General features: G+C 29.4%; 20 protein-coding genes. 15 read left to right on the top strand and 5 right to left on the bottom strand.

Translation table 11 applies throughout. The annotated features are described in order from the left end of the window. The first annotated feature begins 10 nt into the window (after positions 1-10). The 5 genes from GFJ99_RS09585 to GFJ99_RS09565 are packed head-to-tail and all read left to right on the top strand — an operon-like array spanning position 11 to position 4,763. Positions 11-619, top strand: a complete 609-nt coding sequence (locus GFJ99_RS09585) for a DUF2238 domain-containing protein (protein ID WP_153208516.1) — start codon at positions 11-13, stop codon at positions 617-619. A 23-nt stretch (positions 620-642) separates the two neighbouring features. Then, positions 643-1,206 carry a GNAT family N-acetyltransferase gene (locus GFJ99_RS09580; RefSeq protein WP_153208515.1) on the top strand — a complete coding sequence of 188 codons (564 nt, stop codon included), beginning with the start codon at positions 643-645 and terminating at the stop codon, positions 1,204-1,206. Positions 1,207-1,211: 5 nt separating this feature from the next. Then, a complete protein-coding gene (locus tag GFJ99_RS09575) occupies positions 1,212-2,354 on the top strand; it encodes an ATP-binding cassette domain-containing protein (protein ID WP_153208514.1) in 1,143 nt (380 codons plus the stop codon). 13 nt (positions 2,355-2,367) lie between these two features. After that, positions 2,368-3,909, top strand: coding sequence for a hypothetical protein (locus GFJ99_RS09570; protein WP_153208513.1), 1,542 nt, complete (start codon positions 2,368-2,370; stop codon positions 3,907-3,909). Between the two features lie 2 nt (positions 3,910-3,911). Further along, positions 3,912-4,763: an aldose 1-epimerase family protein gene (locus GFJ99_RS09565; protein WP_153208512.1), complete on the top strand. Its 852-nt coding sequence runs from the start codon at positions 3,912-3,914 to the stop codon at positions 4,761-4,763. On the opposite strand, the gene GFJ99_RS09560 is transcribed toward GFJ99_RS09565, so the two are convergent. The 3 genes from GFJ99_RS09560 to fabG all read right to left on the bottom strand — a co-directional run bounded on the left by GFJ99_RS09560 (position 4,755) and on the right by fabG (position 8,017). Further along, positions 4,755-6,782, bottom strand: coding sequence for a hypothetical protein (locus GFJ99_RS09560; protein WP_153208511.1), 2,028 nt, complete (start codon positions 6,780-6,782; stop codon positions 4,755-4,757). The genes GFJ99_RS09565 and GFJ99_RS09560 overlap by 9 nt on opposite strands. Positions 6,783-6,822: 40 nt before the next feature. Further along, positions 6,823-7,191, bottom strand: a complete 369-nt coding sequence (locus tag GFJ99_RS09555; protein WP_008257428.1) for a four helix bundle protein — start codon at positions 7,189-7,191, stop codon at positions 6,823-6,825. A 79-nt stretch (positions 7,192-7,270) separates the two neighbouring features. Beyond that, on the bottom strand, positions 7,271-8,017 hold the full coding sequence (gene fabG / locus GFJ99_RS09550) for a 3-oxoacyl-[acyl-carrier-protein] reductase (RefSeq protein WP_008257427.1): 747 nt from the start codon (positions 8,015-8,017) through the stop codon (positions 7,271-7,273). A gap of 127 nt (positions 8,018-8,144) precedes the next feature. On the opposite strand from fabG, the gene GFJ99_RS09545 reads away from it, so the two are divergent. The 8 genes from GFJ99_RS09545 to GFJ99_RS09510 all read left to right on the top strand — a co-directional run bounded on the left by GFJ99_RS09545 (position 8,145) and on the right by GFJ99_RS09510 (position 14,933). Then, positions 8,145-8,696 (top strand): RNA polymerase sigma factor, encoded by a 552-nt coding sequence (locus GFJ99_RS09545; protein ID WP_153208510.1) that lies wholly within the window; start codon positions 8,145-8,147, stop codon positions 8,694-8,696. Between the two features lie 17 nt (positions 8,697-8,713). Beyond that, complete coding sequence (locus GFJ99_RS09540; protein ID WP_153208509.1) at positions 8,714-8,983, top strand: hypothetical protein; 270 nt, start codon at positions 8,714-8,716, stop codon at positions 8,981-8,983. 4 nt (positions 8,984-8,987) lie between these two features. Then, positions 8,988-9,446, top strand: a complete 459-nt coding sequence (locus GFJ99_RS09535; protein WP_008257424.1) for a hypothetical protein — start codon at positions 8,988-8,990, stop codon at positions 9,444-9,446. Then, positions 9,439-10,149, top strand: coding sequence for an MbnP family protein (locus tag GFJ99_RS09530; RefSeq protein ID WP_008257423.1), 711 nt, complete (start codon positions 9,439-9,441; stop codon positions 10,147-10,149). Before GFJ99_RS09535 ends, GFJ99_RS09530 begins: the two co-directional genes overlap by 8 nt. Continuing rightward, positions 10,146-11,171 (top strand): cytochrome-c peroxidase, encoded by a 1,026-nt coding sequence (locus GFJ99_RS09525; RefSeq protein ID WP_008257422.1) that lies wholly within the window; start codon positions 10,146-10,148, stop codon positions 11,169-11,171. The genes GFJ99_RS09530 and GFJ99_RS09525 overlap by 4 nt, the downstream gene beginning before the upstream one ends. A 61-nt stretch (positions 11,172-11,232) precedes the next feature. Continuing rightward, positions 11,233-12,576 (top strand): YHYH protein, encoded by a 1,344-nt coding sequence (locus GFJ99_RS09520; protein WP_008257420.1) that lies wholly within the window; start codon positions 11,233-11,235, stop codon positions 12,574-12,576. Positions 12,577-12,585: 9 nt separating this feature from the next. Continuing rightward, complete coding sequence (locus GFJ99_RS09515; RefSeq protein WP_153208508.1) at positions 12,586-14,226, top strand: aryl-sulfate sulfotransferase; 1,641 nt, start codon at positions 12,586-12,588, stop codon at positions 14,224-14,226. A 227-nt stretch (positions 14,227-14,453) separates the two neighbouring features. Further along, positions 14,454-14,933, top strand: a complete 480-nt coding sequence (locus tag GFJ99_RS09510) for a hypothetical protein (protein WP_153208507.1) — start codon at positions 14,454-14,456, stop codon at positions 14,931-14,933. 30 nt (positions 14,934-14,963) lie between these two features. Here GFJ99_RS09510 and GFJ99_RS09505 read toward each other — a convergent pair whose 3' ends face one another. Both GFJ99_RS09505 and GFJ99_RS09500 read right to left on the bottom strand, forming a co-directional pair. Beyond that, the gene (locus tag GFJ99_RS09505; protein WP_008258558.1) at positions 14,964-16,004 is read right to left on the bottom strand and encodes an RluA family pseudouridine synthase; all 1,041 of its coding nucleotides are present in this window, start codon (positions 16,002-16,004) and stop codon (positions 14,964-14,966) included. Beyond that, positions 15,991-16,644 (bottom strand): PASTA domain-containing protein, encoded by a 654-nt coding sequence (locus tag GFJ99_RS09500; protein WP_153208506.1) that lies wholly within the window; start codon positions 16,642-16,644, stop codon positions 15,991-15,993. The genes GFJ99_RS09505 and GFJ99_RS09500 overlap by 14 nt, the downstream gene beginning before the upstream one ends. A 167-nt stretch (positions 16,645-16,811) precedes the next feature. Between GFJ99_RS09500 and GFJ99_RS09495 the strand changes: the two genes are divergently transcribed. Both GFJ99_RS09495 and coaD read left to right on the top strand, forming a co-directional pair. Then, positions 16,812-17,786 carry a D-alanine--D-alanine ligase gene (locus GFJ99_RS09495; protein ID WP_153208505.1) on the top strand — a complete coding sequence of 325 codons (975 nt, stop codon included), beginning with the start codon at positions 16,812-16,814 and terminating at the stop codon, positions 17,784-17,786. 2 nt (positions 17,787-17,788) lie between these two features. Beyond that, positions 17,789-18,244, top strand: coding sequence for a pantetheine-phosphate adenylyltransferase (gene coaD / locus GFJ99_RS09490; protein ID WP_008258537.1), 456 nt, complete (start codon positions 17,789-17,791; stop codon positions 18,242-18,244). Positions 18,245-18,308: the final 64 nt, after the last annotated feature.

Raw genomic sequence — 18,308 nt, 5'->3', positions numbered from 1 at the left:
AATCAACTAAATGAAAAAAATACAACTTTACTCCCTCTTATTTATAGTTGGGTTAGTAATTTCCGGAGTTTATCCTAAAGAATACTTTACTTGGTTTTTAGAAGTTTTACCTGCAATTATCGGTTTCCTGATTTTGGCTTTTACTTATAAAAAGTTCCCATTTACAAATTTTACTTATTTCTTTATTCTTATTCATTGTTATATTTTATTTCTTGGTGGACATTATACATATGCAGAAGTCCCTTTGTTTGATTGGATAAAAGAAACATTTGATCAAACACGAAACAATTATGATAAAGTGGGCCATTTTGCACAAGGTTTTGTTCCATCCATGATTACCAGAGAATTATTTATTAGAAAAAATGTAATTTCCAATCCTAGATTCTTTAACTTCGTTATCGTTAGTATTTGTTTAGCAATTAGTGCAGCATACGAATGGTTAGAATGGGGTGTTTCTTTATGTACTGGAGATGGTGGCGATGCTTTTTTAGGAACGCAAGGCTACGTTTGGGACACTCAATCAGATATGTTGTATGCAACTATTGGAGCAATTAGTATGTTGATTTTATTTAGTAAAAGACACGATAAAGCTATCCAAGAGCAATTTCAAGCCCAATAACAAGATTCAAATTAAATAAAATAATGTTACAACAACTTAACTTTTCACCTTTTCCAATACTAGAATCTGAACGTTTACGTTTTAGAAAATTAACAGATAAAGATGCTCCAGAAGTTTTAGTTCTTAGAGGAAATACAAAAACAATGCAATATATTCCGAGACCTTTGATTGAAAATATAGAAGGTGCTTTAGCTCACATTAAAATGATTAACGACAAAATAGACGAAAACCTCGACATCAATTGGGCGGTAACCGAAAAAGAAAACGATAAATGCATTGGAATTATGGGGTTTTACAGAACACAACCTGAGCACTTTAGAACCGAACTCGGCTATATGATTATACCCGAACATTGGGGAAAAGGCTATGTAACAGAAGCGGTGAAAACGTTATTAGATTTTGCTTTCAACACCTTGGATTTTCACTCGATTGAAGCTGTAATTGATTCGAGACATGCAAGTTCTGAAAGTGTTTTAATAAAAAATGGATTTGTAAAAGAAGCGCATTTTAAAGAGAATTTTTATTACAACAATGAATTTACCGATACTGTAATTTATAGCATACTTAAACGAAATTTTATAAAATAAAAGATATGACCGAATTTGAAAAACAATTCCATGAAGTACAAGAACTTCTCGAATTTAATGACTTCAATCAAACCATAAAACGAGTAATCGATTTTACTTTAGATACTGAAAACATTGATTTTTATATTAAAACCAATGAATTTTTGAATTGGTTAGATAAAAATGAACAAGAAGACGAAGATAAAAAAACACGCTTGAAACCCCTGTTAGATGAACTTCACGACTTTTTAAGCAAAAAAGAATGTCATAACCATCAAACCATTATTTCTGTTCATAATTTACAAAAAGTCTACAATGCATCTTTTGGATTGGGTCCAATAAATTTAGACATCAAAACAGGTGAAATTATAGGTTTAGTTGGTGAAAACGGAAACGGAAAAACTACTTTACTTCGCAGTTTATGTGGTGAATTACATCCAACATCTGGAACCATAAATTACCAATTTCAATACGATGATTTGTATGATTTGCGAACAAAATTAGTCTACATTCCACAACGAACGGACACTTGGCGGGGTTCTATGTATGAGAATTTAGAATTTACTGCTAGTTGCTACGGCTATTCGCCTGAAGAAAATAATTTGGTGGTCGATTTAGTAATCACGCGTTTAGGATTGCGAAAATTTAGAAAGCATTACTGGAACAATTTATCTTCTGGTTACAAAATGCGCTTTGAATTGGCAAGGATGTTACTTCGAAAACCAAAAATTTTATTAATAGATGAACCATTGGCAAACTTAGATATTTTAGCACAACAAACCATTTTAGATGATTTTAGAAACATTGCCAATTCTGCCTTTAGACCTATTGCCATTGTATTAAGTTCGCAACAATTGTATGAGGTAGAAAAAACATCAAATCAGGTAGTTTTCTTAAAACGAGGATCTCAGAAAAATTTAAATACCGAAAATGATGTTGCTAAAAATTGTATTATTGAGTTTGAAAGTTCATTAAATTTAAGTGATTTAAAACAAGCTTTTGCTGCTGCAAATATGATTTCGCTAGAACAAAACGGAGGAACTTTTATTGCTACTTTTCCTGAAAATATTGAAATGAATGATTTCTTAAAAGTTGTTATCAATCAAGCAATTCCTTTAACCTATATGCGAAATATTTCAAACTCAACACGTCGCTTTTTTGTGAACTAAAAAATAAAATATCATGTTTAAAAATATACAAAAAACACTACTTCTTAAATATCCGTTACTTTGGAATACAAAATTTATTCCAATGATAGCAATTGGATTATTACTTCATCTTATCTTTTTTGGCTTAGGCTATATAGACGGAACTATCGACTTTTCTAATCGAAATAATATTGACATTAAGGCAACATCAATAATGTTTGGTGTTTTAATAATCATCGTAATATTTATTTTATGGTTAGTTAATTATCTAAAAAACAATTCTTTAAAATCTTTTTACAGCAAATCAAAATACAGTTTGTTTTATGAATTAATGCAAATATTCACAATTATTTTATTGCTTATTACATTTTATATTCCGTTTTCAGTTGCTAAACAATGGCATCAAAAAAGTTATTTTTCTTTAGAAGAAACAACAAAAAGATGTAAAACCATTAGTACTGCAGATTATTTTATTGATGGAAGTTTTGCTCAAACCGAATTAGATTCTTTAGCTTCTGGATTAATTGATAGTTTAGGAAATGTGATTCCGCAAGAAAAATCAAATCAAAATTATAACAATACTGAATATGCTGTTGAAGCTGTTGAAATGGCCGGTAATGCATATGTTCGTAAAGATTACATCCTATTTAAAGGAAAAAAATACGATGAATATTCATTATTAAATAGAAATACATTTGATTTTTCAGTAATTTCTAATGAACAAGATTCTTTAAATAGAATTGAAGTTAAAACTTGGTTATTTAATAACAATGCCGGTGCAGTTCAAAAATTACAAGCCGATTATTTAAAACTTATACAAGAGCATAACTTAGCAACTAATTTAACTGCTAATAAATGGTTTGAAATAACGTACAAAGCACCAGAATTTTATGAATATCTATTTATTCAGCCTTATTTAAGAGAGTACGAAACAGAAGATTCTTATTCCTATAACAATTATGATTATGCTGTAAAAGTGCGAGATGGTGAAAAAAAATATTCTAAATATTTTGTTCAACAAGATGTCTTAAAAAAGAAATACGATACTGTTTCTGATGCTCATACAGAAGACTTTTTTGATTTTGAAGCCATACTTGCTTTTTTATATGGAGCTTTAGCTTTAGCATTATTAGTTTTCTCATTTAGAGTAACTTCTGGAAAAAGTTGGCTAATAGCAATAGTAATTACAGGAGTTTTAAATATTATTTATGGCATTTTTACTGCATTATCAAGAGGTAGTAATTTATATTTTTACTTAATGCTATTTACTATTTTAGGGGTAATATTATATTTTTTCTTCATTTATTTTGGTAAAAAAAGCCTACATTGGAGCCGAATAGCATTAAATTTGTTCTTGTGGTCATTTGTTGCTATAGTGCCAATTGTATACTTTTTAATACAAGAATATTATTTAAGAACTGAATATCAATATAATTATAATTACACATCACCTGAATACGAATGGTTAAGAGAACATGTTGCAGATATGTTTACCATTAACTTTATAGTGGCTATTATTGTATTGTTTATTTTATCAAAAATTATTAGAAACTGGAAAGGATTAGCAGAAGATTAATTATGATTATAAGCATTACAAATACTACTTTTTCGGCATCAATTAATACGTTTGGTGCCGAATTAATTAGTTTAAACAGCAAAACTAAAAATTACATTTGGACAGTTGATGAAACGTACTGGAACAAAACCTCTCCTATTCTGTTTCCAATAGTGGGTCGATTAAAAAATGACACTTTTACATATCAGGATAAAAGCTACAATTTACCAAGACATGGTTTTGCCAGAAATTTTGATTTTAAAATAGTTTCACAAACAGAAAACTTTGTTAGTCTTTCATTAGTAAGTTCTAGAGAAACATTACTTTTATTTCCGTTTGATTTTGAATTACTTCTGAATTACAAACTAACCGAAAAAGGTTTAGAAATTACATATTCTGTTTATAATAAATCTGAAGATTCGATGCCTTTTTCAATTGGTGCACATCCGGCATTTGCAATCGATCATCCATTTTCTGAATATAGTTTGGTTTTTAATAAAACTGAAACCATGATTTCACATGAATTGAATAATGAGCAATTTGACAACTCAGTTCGAGAAATTGAAGCTAATAATGGAGAAATTAAATTGGATTATTTACATTTTGAAAAAGATGCATTGGTTTTTAAACATTTAAAATCGGATGAAATTATACTAAAACACAATAACGAATTTGTATTAAAAGTTATTTACGAAGGCTTTCCTTATGTAGGGATTTGGACCAAACCAAATGCACCCTTTTTATGTATAGAACCGTGGTGTGGTTTAGCCGATAATACAAACCATAATGGAAACTTAATTGAAAAAGAAGGGATTAATTTTCTAGAAAAAGAAGATTTGTTTCAAAGAAAAATAACTATACAGCTATTACAATAATCCATTATATTTTCTAACAAACCACTCTGTTGCAAGCGATAAAACTGTAATAATAAGTAACCAAACCCAATCGATTAGTGGCGATTTTTTAATGATTTCTTTTTGTGTGGGAATATAATTATCGTTATCAATTAACAATTGAACTAAATTATTTATTTGGTTAGGATAATAAACAGCTCCATTTGTATTAGCCGCAAGTTGTTCTAGTCGGGCTTTGTCTGGATTAACAAATTGTTTTTCGATGTCAAAATCTAAAACTTCAAATGTTCCTGAAAAATTAGTATTAGATTGTTTTTCAGTAACTTTAAATGAATAATTCCCGGCTTCTAATCCGTCTAAATTTACTTTAAAAGAATTAGTAGCTTTCAATAAATCGTATTTCTTAGTTGCTTTTGTTTTTGAATTAGTGACTTGAATAGTCAATTGCGCTTTTTCATCAAATTCGTAATTTTTATTAAAATACTCAGCTGTAATTTCAATATTTTCACCCGAATTATAGAAGCTCTCGTAAGTAACATTCAAGTTTTTCTTGGATGCGTTAGAAACTAAATATTGAATAATCTTATCGGTAAATAAATCAAAATCATCAAATGATTTTTTAGTAAGATGATTTTCTAAACGCCATTTCCAAATATTTTCTCCAAGCAAAAATGCTTTTCTTTTACTTCCATTTTCGGTAAAAGTTAATATTGGATTTTGTATTTGAACATTTCTAATTCTTGCAGAAAGTAAGGTATTTACATTATTTTTTGCAGTAATTAGTCCGAATTTATGCTCCAATGGAGGGAAATTTTCAAAACCAATATTGGATTGAGAAAACAAATTAAAATTCGTTTCAAAAGTTGCTAAATAATCTTCTTTTTGAGCCGACATCTTAAAAAACAAATCGTCTTGAACCTGATTTAGAAAATTAAAATCGGTAGTAGTTCCTGTAATGATAAAAGTATTAATTTGAGCCACTTTATTTTGCTCAAAAATAGATTTAAAAGTAGCATTTGGCTGATACAAAATCAAAACATTGTAATCTTGTAACGACTTAACATCGTTTGGTTTTAGAATTGAAACTTTTCGTTGTTGATTGGTTTCTATACTTCTTTTTAAAACACTTAAATCGGGATGATTTATGTCTGATATTAAAGCAATTTCACTACGTTGATCAATAACTTCAACTGCAAAATATTTCGTGTTATTAAATGTATTTTTCTCTTTTATAGTAGAAGAAATTGTGGCTGTATATTTTGCAATCCCAACTTTATCTGCATTTAAAAAAACCGAAACGGATTGTGCTTTTTTATCTTTTGAAAAAGTTACGGTTTGTTTGTGAATGGTTTGATTGCCATTCTGAATGGAAAAAGTGGTTGAAATAGCCTGATTTCCATTGTATTGCAAAAACACTTCTACAGGAAATTTATTCTTTAAAAAAGCATATTTATTTACATTTATTTGATTTATTTTTAAATCAAACACAGCAGTAGTATCGCCCAATACAACCGGAAAAACACTTGTATTTTCCTGAAAACTAAACACATAATCATTTCCCATCGTTTGATTTCCATCGGTAAATAAAACAACAGGATAAGTTGTGTTTCTATATAACTGTTTTAAGTTTTTAGCTACACCATCAATATGAGATTGAGTTCCTTTAAAATCTAATTGTTCTAAGGATTGAAATTCATTATCAAACGAAAACAATTGCACATCATACTTTTCAGTAATTTGTTTGTTTTTAGCTATTTGTTTGTACAATTCTCCCGCTTCTTCCGTAGCTTTTAATTCGGAAATAGATTTAGAATTATCAATAACTATAGGTAAAGGCGTTTTATTAATTTCAGTAATTTTTCGACTAATTATTGGATTAATGAGTAATAAAAAGATAGAAAACAGACTAATAAAACGTAGAAAAGTCAAAAACCAATTCAATTTTGATTGATTTTTGACTTTATACAAATATTGGTAAAACGACAATAATCCAGCTATTAGTACTGAAAGAATTAGAAGAAAGATTGTGTTATTTGTCATTTATAGTTTAAAAGTTTATGCGGTTAAAAGTTTAAAAGAGTTACTTTATATTTGCCAATTGAGATTTGTATAAACCATCTATAAGCATATTTACTTCTGTAATTTTTTCACGTATTAGATTATACTCATTTTCATTAATGTATTCAAAATCAAAACATAAAATTACTTGATTTAATAATTCTAAAGAAGAACCATAAGCTATTTCAGAAAATCGAGCTTTATCCTTAAATGAATTCCTACCAGAGCCTTCTGCTAAATTTGATGCTATAGAAATTGAGCAACGTCTCATTTGACTTATTAAGCCAAAAGTTTCATCTTTAGGGAATCGCTTCGTAGTTTTGTAAATTAATAATGCTAATTCTCTTCCTTTTTGCCATGCAATTAATTTTTCAAAACTAAAAACCCTCATAACGCAACTTTTAAACTAATAAACTATAATTCTAAACGCAATACCTTTTAAACTTATAAACGTTAAACTTATAAACTATTTAAGTAAGCATTCCTCCATCAACATTAATAACTTGTCCGGTTACATAAGCACTCATATCAGAAGCTAAGAAAACACAAACATTTGCTACATCTTCTGGAGTTCCACCTCGTTTTAACGGAATAGCTTCTCTCCAACCTTTTACTACATCTTCGTTTAACTTAGCCGTCATTTCAGTTTCAATAAATCCAGGAGCAATAGCATTACAACGAATATTTCTTGAACCTAATTCTAATGCAATAGATTTTGTAAAACCAATCATTCCTGCTTTAGAAGCTGCGTAGTTGGCTTGACCTGCATTTCCTTTTACTCCTACTACACTACTCATGTTAACAATTGAACCTTTACGGTTTTTTAACATGATTTTTTGCACTGCTTTTGTCATATTGAAAACCGATTTCAAGTTGATTTCAATAACTTTATCAAAATCTTCTTCAGACATACGCATTAGCAAGTTATCTTTTGTAATTCCGGCATTATTAATTAATACATCAATAGTACCAAATTCAGCAATTACATCATCTACTAATTTTTGCGCTTCATTAAAATCAGCTGCGTTTGATTTGTATCCTTTTGCTTTTATTCCTAAAGCATTTAATTCATTTTCTAAAGACATTGCTGATTCTACAGACGAACTGTAAGTAAATGCTACATTTGCACCTTGCTCTGCAAAAACCTTAGCAATTCCACTACCAATTCCACGGCTAGCACCTGTAATAATAGCTACTTTTCCTTCTAATAATTTCATGAATATTTAGTTTAATTAGTTTGTTTCAAATAAAAGTCAAATATAGCACTATTTTAATATTCAAAAAAAAATCCTTTGCATTTAAACCTTTTTTGAAAAATAATGTCAAACAAAAATAAATTTAAATATGAACAACAATTCAATGCTTTTTATAACCATTTATAATCAATATAAAGTTTTGGTTTATAATGTTGCATTAAACTATGTTCAAAACATTGAAGATGCTGAAGAAATCACACAAGATGTTTTTATTAAAGTAAGCGAAAATGTATCTAATTTTAAAGAAAACTCAACATTTAAAACTTGGATTTATCGCATTACCATTAATCAATCTCTAGATTATATTAAAAAAAAGAATAGTAAAAAACGTTTTTTTGTTTTTGGGCGAAAGAGTGAAAATGAACACGAATTATTAAACACTTCAAACTTTGAACACCCAGGTATCCTATTAGAAAAACAAGAAGATGCTAAAATATTATTTCAGGTAATTAATTTATTGCCCGAAAATCAAAAAACAGCTTTTATACTTTCAAAAGTCGATGGTTTGTCAAATACAGAAGTTTCAGAGATAATGCAAATGAGTATTTCGGCTATAGAATCCTTAATTTTTAGAGCAAAAAACAATTTAAAAGAAAATTTATCAAATAATTTTGATGCATACCGCAAGAAAAAAAAATAAATTTCGTCTAAACTATTATGAAAGCAAAAGAAAATTGGATTGACGAGATACTAAACTCTTCAAGTGGAATTACTAAGGTAAGTCCAAATGATACTCTTTTAAATAAAATTCAATCTAAAATAAAAGAAAATAAACCTGCAGATAATTTTACAAAATGGTTAGTTGCAGTATCAATTGTAGTGCTTGTTACATTAAATACTACAATTTTATCGCAAAAAAGAAATGAAAATAAAAATAATACTGGTATTGCTGAAATAGTAAAAACTGTAAATAATCAATTATATTAAAAAAATGAACAAAATTAAAGTATTAACAATTGCCGTAATAGCTTTATTTGTAATAAATATGGTAACACTTTCTTTTTTGTTTTTTAATGATCAAAAAAACGATTCCAAAAAAGAACCAAAAGAAATTATAATTCATAAATTAGGTTTTAACAAAAATCAAATAGCTGAATATGAAATACTTATTAAAAAACATAAAGCAAATATTAGTCGACTTGATAATCAAATTAAAGATTCTAAAAACAAACTATATCAACAGCTAAATTTATCAGAAAATAAAGTTGTTACAGACAGTATTTTAAATAGTTTATACCTTTATAAATCTGAAATAGAGCTGGTGCATTACAATCACTTTTTAGAGATAAAAAAACTATGTAAACCTGAACAACTAGATAATTATAATGAACTAACGCAAGAATTATCTAAAATATTTGCTCCAAATAGAAAGCCTAAAAAAGATGAATAAAATTATAATTGGTTTTCTATTGCTTCTTTCCATTCAATCAAACGCTCAGAAAAATTCTGATAGTTTGTATTTGAATATTAATCTATTATTTGATAAACAGCCTATAGAATTAGATTCTAATTATATTTCAAAAAAAAATGACACCTTATGTTTTTCATCGATTAAATTCTATTTAACTTCTTTTGAATTTCATTTTGTTGATAATTCTGTTTTTAAAGAAGAATACAGTTACCATTTAATAGATATTGAAAACTCTAAAACGAATACACTTTCATTCCCTTATTCAAATTTTAAAAACAAAGTTTTAAAATCGGTTCAATTTAATATTGGAGTAGATAGCTTATCTAGTGTTTCTGGTGCTTTAGAAGGCGATTTAGATGCTACAAAAGGAATGTATTGGGCTTGGCAAAGTGGTTTTATTAATTTAAAAATTGAAGGAAAAAGTTCAAGTTGCCCAACTCGAAAAAATAAATTTCAGTTTCATGTTGGTGGCTATTTGCAACCTTACTATGCGATGAGAAACATCAATCTCTATTGCAATGATAATTTCAATAACAAATTTAAAAATCAAATAGAAATTGGCATGGATTTAGAGAAACTATTTTCTGAAATTTCTTTAACATCAACCAATAACATAATGATTCCTGGAGATGAAGCGATGAAAATAGCCAACTTATCAACTAAACTATTTTCTATAGAATGAAAAAAATAATAACCACATTAACTTTGGGACTAATGTTATTTGTTTTTTTTTCATTTTCAAAATGGAATACTACTCCTATTTATTTAGATATTACAAAAAATTGGCCAAAACCTGTTTATGATTTTTCTAAAAATCCTTTAACAGAAGAAGGTTTTCAATTAGGTCGAAATTTATTTTATGATCCCATTCTTTCTCGCGACAATACTATTTCATGCGCTAGTTGTCATTTACAACAAACAGGTTTTACACACGTAGACCACGATTTGAGTCATGGAATAGATGGTAAAATTGGAACTAGAAACTCTTTGACTTTACAAAATTTAGCTTGGAACAAAACGTTTATGTGGGATGGTGGCGTTAATCATTTAGATGTACAATATATTCATCCTATTACTAGTGAAGTAGAAATGGATGAAACTATGGAAAATGTGGTTAAAAAACTTCAAGAAATTCCAAAATATAAAGAATTATATAAAAAAGCTTTTGGAACTGATAAAGTTACTGGACAGTTGACTTTGAAAGCTTTGTCGCAATTTGTGGTTATGCTAACAACTTCCAATTCAAAATATGACAAAGTAGTTCGAAAGGAAGAAAAATTCACAGAAATGGAACAAAAAGGATACAACATATTTAAACAAAATTGTGCTTCATGTCATAAAGAACCTTTATTCACTTCAGATACATTTGAAAATAATGGATTATCTGTAGATCCAACATTAAATGATTATGGTAGAATGAAGATTACCCAAATAAAATCAGATTCTTTAAAATTTAAAATTCCTACGCTTCGAAATATCGAATTCACATTCCCATATATGCATGACGGAAGATTCAAAACTTTAAATGAAGTTATAAAACATTATAATTCAGGAATTAAACATAGCAATACACTATCTAAACAATTACAAAAACCAATGAATTTATCTGATAATGAAAGAACCGAACTTGTTGCCTTTTTAAAAACATTATCTGACAAAGAGTTTCTTTATAATCCAAAGTATTCATATCCAAAAAATTATTAAATGAATTAGTAAACATTAAAGCAAACTATTAATTACAATAAACTTAATAAACACTAACAAAATGAAAAAAACATTTACTTTTTTAGCCTTATTGACCTCGTTCATTATAAGTGCACAATTAAACCCAGCTATTACAAATTGGTTAGTTAATACTACTAATATTACTGGAAGACATTATGTTTCAGGAAATTCAACACCAATTACAGATGCTGTACTTGCAAATGTTCAAACTGTACAATATAACACTAATTATGTTTATGTTACAGCAACAGGAATTCCAGCTTATATTACAGGACCTTTTTTAGATGGAAACCCATCTCTTGCAACTGCACAAAATAAAATTTTTAGAATAACTTTAACTCCTACACAAAATACAGGCACTTTGACTGCAACAACTGGTGGAAACATAGGAATTTTTAAAAATGGGGTAGCATTATTTGATTATAGAGATGGGGTTTCATATAAAAATTCAACAGGCGCTGAAGCTGGTGGACCAATTGGTGGAACAGGTGATGGCGTTTGGAATAGAGATGCTATTGTTGCAGAAAGAGGTGGATTTGATTGTTCAAAAGCACATCCTGCACAAGGAAATTACCATCATCATCAAAATCCAAGTGCTTTTAATTTAGATTTACAAGTTCTATCTACAATTTGTGACACCTATCCTTCTGATGGGTTATATGTTATTAATCCATCTCAACATTCACCTTTATTAGGGTATGCATATGATGGGTTTCCAATTTATGGAGCATATGCTTATGCAAATACTGATGGTACAGGTGGTATAGTTAGAATGAAATCGAGTTATCAATTGAGAAATATTACTGCAAGAACACACTATGCAGATGGCACTGATGTTACTGACGGTCCTCCAGTTAATACAACATATCCATTAGGAAGATACAGAGAAGATTATGAATTTGTTACAAATTCATCTCCTGATTATTTAGATAAGCATAATGGTAGATTTTGTATTACACCTGAATATCCATCAGGAATTTATTGTTATTTTACAACTGTAGACGCTAATCATAATTCTGCTTACCCATATGCTGTTGGTCCTTACTTTTATGGTGTAAAAAACACTACAACAGGTGGTACAGTTACATCGATTCCAGGGGGAACAACTACCCTTTCATCAGATTCATTTGAAAACAACAACTTTGATATTACGATTGCACCTAATCCCGCATCTGAATTTATTGCAATACAATCTAAAATGACAGAAAGCGATTTAGATGTTGAATTAATATCTGAACTTGGCCAAGTTATCAAAAAAAGTAAAATTTTACAGGGTAGCACATTATCTATAATTGAAACTGATTCAGTTTATAATGGGATATATTTTGTAAAAATATCAAGTAAAAATAATAGTAAAACTTATAAAGTAATTATAAAAAAATAAAACAAAAAAATGAAAAAAACACTCAATTTTATTTTAATGTTTTTTATAGTACCATTGTATTCACAAACTATTGGATTAATTCAGCATGATATTGGTACTTTAGACGATGGCTATGTATTATTTGCTCCAATTTTAAGTACTAATACTTATTTAATTGATAAATGTGGTAAACAAGTTAAAAGTTGGCCAAGTACTTATAGACCTGGACAATCTTGTTATATTTTACCTGACGGAACTTTACTTCGTTCAGGAAATACTAATAATACGACTTTTAATGCTGGAGGAAAAGGAGGCATAATTCAAAAGATAGATTGGAACGGGAATGTGACTTGGAATTATACAATTTCTAGTACAACAGAATGTCAACATCATGATATTAAAGCATTACCAAACGGGAATGTTTTAGCTATTGTTTGGGAGTCTAAAACAAATACTGAAGCAATTGCTCAAGGAAGAAACCCAAGTTTAGTTCCTACAACAGTATGGAGTGAAAAAATTATTGAGATACAACCAGTTGGTGCAACAGGCGGAAATATTGTTTGGGAATGGCATGTTTGGGATCATTTAATTCAAGATTATGATAATTCAAAACCAAATTTTGGCACAGTAAGTAACAATCCGCAATTAATTAATCTCAATTTCAGCGCAAGTGCTACAAATTCTGATTGGATTCATTTAAATTCAATTGATTACAATCCTACATTAGATCAAATCATATTAAGTTCACATGAGTTTGATGAGATTTGGATAATAGACCATAGTACAACAACCACACAAGCAGCATCACATACAGGAGGGAATTCAGGAAAAGGTGGTGATTTATTATACAGATGGGGAAATCCAAGAGCTTATAACAATGGAACAGTTGCTGATCAAAAATTTTTCGGTCAACATAACGCCTATTGGATAGAAAATGGTTTTCCATACCAAAATCAAATCATGATTTTTAATAACGGTAATGGAAGAACTGGAGGGAATTATACAACCGTGGAAATTATTAACCCTCCAGTAAACGGATATCTTTATACCTCTACAATTCCTTATGGCCCTTCAACGACTTCATGGATTTATAATTCAGGTAATCCAAATAATATTTATGCACAAAATATTTCTGGTTCTCAACAACTATCAAATGGAAATGTACTTCTCTGTGAAGGTCCTACAGGGACTTTCAGAGAAGTAAATTCCACCGGTACAACAGTTTGGAAATACGTAAACCCAGTCAACGCGGGTATTATTAATCAAGGTACAACTCCAACTCAAAATTTAGTTTTTAGATGTAACTTCTATCCTAATGATTATACTGGATTTACTGGACATAATTTAACATCAGGAAATATTATTGAAAATTCAAATGCTATATCCGCCAACTGTAATTTAACATTATCTAATTTAAATAATTCAATTTCAGATAATATTTTAATCTATCCCAACCCTGCATCAGAATTTATAAATATTGAAACTAGACAAATTGAAAGTGATTTAAATATTGAATTAATAAATGAATTAGGACAAATAGTAAAAACCGACTACCTCATTCAAGGTGATATTTCTATTAATATAGACATCAATTCCGTTAGTAGCGGATTATATTTTTTAAAAATTTCAAATAATGATGGATTTATAATTAAAAAAATTATAAAAAAATAAAAAGGCAATTATAAATTTGATTTCAAAAACAACCTAGACACTAGATTAAGATCTGGAGGAATTGAACCATAATTGAATTTAATAGCAACTGAAATTAATGCTGTTATTGCTTTTTTAAAAACACTTTCAGGTACAGATGTGTATACAAATACAAAATGGTCTAATCCTTTTAATTAATTTTTTATCTAAAATTAAAAAGATTAAGTTTGTGATTAAAACATAAAACAATGAAAAAAATCTTATTCTTTTTATTCTTAGTTTCATCATCTACTTTTGCTCAAGATCATCATTTTAAAGCAGAAAGAAAAGAAGTAACTTGGCAACTAGGATTTAAAACAGATAAAACAGACATTTTAACTTTAATTGATAAAAACCATACCAAGATTTCTGTAAACAAGGAAGATAACACTGGTAAAGGGCACAGTTTAAACTGCGATTGTAAAGGTGGAGGTTGGTATTTTGAACAATCGTTTAATTTAAATTTCTCAGTTGAAATTATTGATGATAAATATATAGTAACCGTTTCTGATATCGTTTTTGATGGTGAAGGTGAAACAAACAACAATAACAGATTAGAAAACTATGTATTAAGAATAGGTCAAAGTAAATTTCATACCACTGAAAAAAATCTAATCAATTTAAAATGTTTAGAAAATTACTTTATAAAATTATTTCAAATTCCAGGTGCTGAAATTACAACTTGGTAGACACAAAAAAGCCCCAATTTGGGGCTTTTTTTATGATTCTTCTGTAAATGTTTGTGCTTTTGAATACACACGCCATTTTTCAATACAATCTTGTAAATCTTGCGGAATTGGCGTATTAAAACGTAAAAACTCTTTTGTAATTGGATGTTCAAATCCTAATGTTTTTGCATGAAGCGCTTGTCTTGGTAATACTTTAAAACAATTATCTACAAACTGTTTGTATTTGGTAAACGTAGTGCCTTTCAAAATGGAATCACCACCATAACGTTCATCGTTAAAAAGTGTGTGACCTATATGTTTCATATGTACACGAATTTGATGCGTTCTTCCAGTTTCTAACTGACAAGAAACTAAGGTTACATAACCAAATCGCTCCAATACTTTATAATGTGTTACAGCAGGTTTTCCTTTTTCATCACTTTCATGAACCGCCATTCGCATACGATTGGTATCATGTCGACCAATATTTCCTTCAACAGTTCCTTCGTCTTCTTCGATATTTCCCCAAACTAAAGCAACATATTCTCTTTCCGACGTTTTCTCAGCAAATTGTTTTGACAAATAAGCCATTGCTAATTCTGTCTTTGCAACTACTAATAAACCTGTAGTGTCTTTATCAATTCGATGTACCAATCCTGGTCGCTCTGAACTGTTCATTGGTAAATTCTCAAAATGATAGGCCAACGCATTTACCAAAGTTCCTGAATAATTCCCATGACCTGGGTGAACCACCATTCCTGCTGGTTTGTTAATAACCAACAATTGATCATCTTCATAAACAATATCCAACGGAATATTTTCTGGTGTTAACAATTGCTCATAAGTAGGATGTGCCAATACTAAACGTACAACATCACCTGCTTTTACTTTGTAATTGGATTTTACCGCAACATCATTCACTAAAATAGAACCATTTTCTGCTGCTTGTTGTATTTTATTTCGAGTCGTATTTTCAATCATGTTCATCAAAAATTTATCCACTCGCAAGGCAGATTGCCCTTTGCTTGCTTCAAAACGATGATGTTCGTATAACTCATCTTCGAGTTCATTTTCAACCTTATATTCCGCCATTATCTTCTTTAAATTCAATTGGTTTTACTTCTTCTGATGGAGGCAAAGTATCTGATGGTTCTTCTGAACTAAATGTATCTTCGTTAAAAATTTCTTTTCCGTCTCCTAAAACAAAATCAAGTACTGAGTTTTTCTTCACCTTATCTCCAGCTCTTAAACGTCTTCCATTTTGGTAAATTTGTAATACTACATCTTTTGCAATATGTGGTTTATAGGTTAGTTTTCCTTCTTTTAAAGTCAATGCCTTTACAGTTGCCGAAATTTGTCGGAATGTTTTGTCTTTAAATTCTGGAATCGTAATATCTGTAAATTCACCCGCATTTAATTTTACATAAACTTTTCGTCCATCTTTTACGGAACTTCCTGCTTTTGGATCTTGTTCCAAAATAGAAAAAGGAGGAAAATCGGCATTAAATTCTACCGTATCCAATAAAAATACTTCTAAATTAAGTTCTTTTAATTTTTCATTTGCAATTTCCAGTTTCATTTTAGACAAATCTGGTACTTTAATTTCCTGACCATGATTGGTTCTAAAATCTAAAAGCTGAACAACTAAAAAAGTAAAAACAACTACAATTGAAATAGCAATTGCTACTTGTGTAAAAAAGGTTCTACTGGTTAAATACTTAACTAAACTCATACAAAATGATATTTTGACAAAGATATAAAATTTGATTTTAGTATCACTTGCTAATTTATATGTTTTAAAAACGTAGATTATTAATAAAAATTTCAATTGTATCCTTTAAAATAGCATCAAAATATCAATAAATAATGTAATTTTGTGTAAGTCAATTATAACATAAGATGAAAAACGTTGCCATTATCATGGGTGGTTACTCTAGCGAGTACAAAATTTCGTTAACTAGCGGAAATGTAGTGTTTAACAACATTAATCGTACTAAATTCAATCCGTATCGTATTCATATTTTTAAAGAAAAATGGGTGTATGTGGACGAAAATGATACCGAATTCCCAATTGATAAAAACGACTTTTCTGTTGTTATTAATGGAACTAAAGTTAATTTTGATGTCGTTTTTAATGCCATTCATGGTACACCGGGCGAAGATGGTTTAATGCAAGCGTATTTTGAATTGCTACATATTCCTCAAACTTCTTGTGATTATTACCAAGCAGCGTTAACTTTCAACAAACGTGATATGTTATCGGTTTTAAAACCATACGGAATCAAAACTGCTGAATCGTATTATTTGAATTTGGGCGATGAAATTAACGTACAAACTATTTTAGCGAAAGTGGGTTTACCTTGTTTCGTAAAACCAAATAAATCGGGTTCAAGTTTCGGAATTTCAAAAGTAAAAACAGCAGCAGAATTCCTTCCAGCCATTGAAAACGCTTATAAAGAAGACGATGAAATCATCATTGAAAGTTTCTTGGACGGAACAGAAGTTTCTGTAGGAGTAATCAATTACAAAGGAACCGTTACCGTTTTACCAATTACCGAAATCGTATCCGAAAACGACTTTTTTGATTACGAAGCAAAATATTTAGGCAAATCAAAAGAAATTACGCCAGCGAGAATTTCGGAAGAATTGAAAGTAAAAATTGAAACGGTTTCAAAAAGAGCTTACGAAGTGCTGAAAATGAAAGGTTTTTCACGAAGTGAATTTATAATTGTGAATAATGAGCCTTTTATGTTAGAGATGAATACAATTCCGGGTTTAACTACCGAAAGTATTTTACCGCAACAAGCTCGCGAAGCCGGAATCTCGTTATCTGAATTGTTTGAAAACGCTATTGAATTGGCTTTAAAAAACTAACTATGAAAAAAGCAATATTTCCAGGTTCATTTGACCCTATTACTAATGGTCATGCCGATATTATTAAACGTGGTGTTTCATTATTTGATGAAATTATTGTGGCTATTGGCGTAAATGCTGAAAAAAAATATATGTTTTCGTTAGAAGAACGCATGCGCTTTATTGAAGAAACTTTTAAAGACGAACCTAAAGTAAGAGTTATTACGTATACTGGTTTAACTATTGATTTGTGTAAAAAAGAAAAAGCCGAATTTATTCTAAGAGGTCTTCGCAATCCGGCCGATTTTGAGTTTGAAAAAGCCATTGCTCATGCCAACAGAACCATGTCAAAGATAGAAACTGTCTTTTTATTAACCGCTGCTCGAACTTCGTTTATATCCTCAAGTATTGTGAGAGATGTAATTCGAAATGGTGGCGATGCCTCAAAATTAGTTCCAAGTTCTGTATTGGAGAAATAGTCCTTCTTTTCTTAAAATAGAAAACCTTACCTTTGCAACTTAATTTTTTTCAAAGCCAAAATTA

The sequence above is a fragment of the Flavobacterium sp. LMO6 genome (assembly GCF_009495795.1).
Classification (GTDB): domain Bacteria; phylum Bacteroidota; class Bacteroidia; order Flavobacteriales; family Flavobacteriaceae; genus Flavobacterium.
Note: the sequence above shows the minus strand (reverse complement) of the source record. Positions and strands in the feature narration are given on the sequence as shown.

Excerpts from the sequence above, each read along its gene's own strand:
- GFJ99_RS09585 (WP_153208516.1), top strand. The coding sequence starts at position 11 with ATGAAAAAAATACAACTTTACTCCCTCTTATTTATAGTTGGGTTAGTA.
- GFJ99_RS09580 (WP_153208515.1), top strand. The coding sequence starts at position 643 with ATGTTACAACAACTTAACTTTTCACCTTTTCCAATACTAGAATCTGAA.
- GFJ99_RS09575 (WP_153208514.1), top strand. The coding sequence starts at position 1,212 with ATGACCGAATTTGAAAAACAATTCCATGAAGTACAAGAACTTCTCGAA.
- GFJ99_RS09570 (WP_153208513.1), top strand. The coding sequence starts at position 2,368 with ATGTTTAAAAATATACAAAAAACACTACTTCTTAAATATCCGTTACTT.
- GFJ99_RS09565 (WP_153208512.1), top strand. The coding sequence starts at position 3,912 with ATGATTATAAGCATTACAAATACTACTTTTTCGGCATCAATTAATACG.
- GFJ99_RS09560 (WP_153208511.1), bottom strand. The coding sequence starts at position 6,782 with ATGACAAATAACACAATCTTTCTTCTAATTCTTTCAGTACTAATAGCT.
- GFJ99_RS09555 (WP_008257428.1), bottom strand. The coding sequence starts at position 7,191 with ATGAGGGTTTTTAGTTTTGAAAAATTAATTGCATGGCAAAAAGGAAGA.
- fabG (WP_008257427.1), bottom strand. The coding sequence starts at position 8,017 with ATGAAATTATTAGAAGGAAAAGTAGCTATTATTACAGGTGCTAGCCGT.
- GFJ99_RS09545 (WP_153208510.1), top strand. The coding sequence starts at position 8,145 with ATGAACAACAATTCAATGCTTTTTATAACCATTTATAATCAATATAAA.
- GFJ99_RS09540 (WP_153208509.1), top strand. The coding sequence starts at position 8,714 with ATGAAAGCAAAAGAAAATTGGATTGACGAGATACTAAACTCTTCAAGT.
- GFJ99_RS09535 (WP_008257424.1), top strand. The coding sequence starts at position 8,988 with ATGAACAAAATTAAAGTATTAACAATTGCCGTAATAGCTTTATTTGTA.
- GFJ99_RS09530 (WP_008257423.1), top strand. The coding sequence starts at position 9,439 with ATGAATAAAATTATAATTGGTTTTCTATTGCTTCTTTCCATTCAATCA.
- GFJ99_RS09525 (WP_008257422.1), top strand. The coding sequence starts at position 10,146 with ATGAAAAAAATAATAACCACATTAACTTTGGGACTAATGTTATTTGTT.
- GFJ99_RS09520 (WP_008257420.1), top strand. The coding sequence starts at position 11,233 with ATGAAAAAAACATTTACTTTTTTAGCCTTATTGACCTCGTTCATTATA.
- GFJ99_RS09515 (WP_153208508.1), top strand. The coding sequence starts at position 12,586 with ATGAAAAAAACACTCAATTTTATTTTAATGTTTTTTATAGTACCATTG.
- GFJ99_RS09510 (WP_153208507.1), top strand. The coding sequence starts at position 14,454 with ATGAAAAAAATCTTATTCTTTTTATTCTTAGTTTCATCATCTACTTTT.
- GFJ99_RS09505 (WP_008258558.1), bottom strand. The coding sequence starts at position 16,004 with ATGGCGGAATATAAGGTTGAAAATGAACTCGAAGATGAGTTATACGAA.
- GFJ99_RS09500 (WP_153208506.1), bottom strand. The coding sequence starts at position 16,644 with ATGAGTTTAGTTAAGTATTTAACCAGTAGAACCTTTTTTACACAAGTA.
- GFJ99_RS09495 (WP_153208505.1), top strand. The coding sequence starts at position 16,812 with ATGAAAAACGTTGCCATTATCATGGGTGGTTACTCTAGCGAGTACAAA.
- coaD (WP_008258537.1), top strand. The coding sequence starts at position 17,789 with ATGAAAAAAGCAATATTTCCAGGTTCATTTGACCCTATTACTAATGGT.